Origin of the sequence: Streptomyces synnematoformans (assembly GCF_039531005.1) — a bacterium.
In the GTDB taxonomy this organism is placed as follows: domain Bacteria; phylum Actinomycetota; class Actinomycetes; order Streptomycetales; family Streptomycetaceae; genus Streptomyces; species Streptomyces synnematoformans.
The window spans coordinates 1-1191 of sequence record NZ_BAAAPF010000682.1 but is presented as its reverse complement, the minus strand read 5'-3'; the positions used below and the strand labels follow the sequence as shown (position 1 = coordinate 1191).

1 protein-coding gene is annotated in these 1191 nt (G+C 75.8%); it reads right to left on the bottom strand.

Going from position 1 to position 1191, the window contains the following annotated elements:
• Positions 1–970, bottom strand: a 970-nt coding sequence (locus ABD317_RS37095) for a serine/threonine-protein kinase (protein WP_344296501.1), incomplete at its 3' end; no start/stop codon positions are given.
• Positions 971–1191 lie beyond the last annotated feature (221 nt).

Below are 1191 nucleotides of genomic sequence, written 5' to 3'. Positions count from 1 at the left end.
CGTACGCCTGGCCGGGCGCGGCGCCGGCGTCACCCCCGCCGCCGTCGCCCCCGCCGGCGGCGTACGGCGTCTCCGCGTCGAGCAGCTCCACCGCCCGCCGGGCCAGCAGCTCCAGCAGCGCCCCGGGCAGCCACGGCTTCAGCTGCGCCGCCTCCTCGGTCAGCGCCACCAGCTCCGCCACCTGCGGCCGGGCGCCCGGCTCCTTGGCGAGGCAGCGCTCGATCAGCGCACGCGACTCGCCCTCGATCCCCGACAGCTCCGGCTCCTCGGCGGCGATGCGGAACATCAGCGCGTGCGCGCCGCTGTCCTCCGTGCCGAACGGCATCCGCCCGGTCGCCGCGAACGCCAGCACCGTGCCCAGGCAGAACACGTCGCTCGCCGCCGTGACCCGCTCGCCGCGCACCTGCTCCGGCGACATGAAGCCGGGGGAGCCGATCACGGCGCCGGTGCGGGTGAGCCCGTCGCCGGCGGCCGTGACCGAGTCCAGCGCGCGGGCGATGCCGAAGTCGATGACGCGCGGCCCGTCGATGGTGATGAGGATGTTGGACGGCTTGAGGTCCCGGTGGACAAGACCGGCGGCGTGGATCGCCTGCAGCGCCCGGGCCAGCCCGCCGGCGAGCGCGCGCACGGAGGTGTCGGGCAGCGGGCCGTGGTCCCGGGCGATGACCTCGTGCAGGGAGGGCCCGGCGACGTACCCGGTGGCCACCCACGGCGTCGCCGCCTGCGTGTCGGCGTCGAGCACGGGCGCCGTCCACTCGCCGCCGACCCGCCGCGCGGCGGTGATCTCCTGCGTGAACCGGCGCCGGAACTCCGGCTGGCGGGCCAGCTCGGCCTTCACGAGCTTCACGGCGGCGGTCCGGCCACGGTCCGAGCGGGCGAGGTAGACGCGGCCCATGCCGCCCTCGCCGAGCCGTCCGAGCAGTTGGTACGAGCCGACACGGCGCGGATCGTCCGGTCCGAGGCTGTCCATGCCGCCCCCTTCCCCCCTCGTCGGGCGAGCTTGTCCGGTCTGGAGCAGCCGGTACGCGCGCCCCGTCCCGATCCCGCACCCCGTGGTCTACCCGGAGAGCGTAGGTGGTGGCGGGGGGTGGGGATCAGGGGGGCCGCGCCTTACGTTGCGGTGCTGTCACACCATCGTCGTGGAGGTGCGGGTCGGGACGTACAACGTGTGCGGGCACGGGTGTCTGCCGA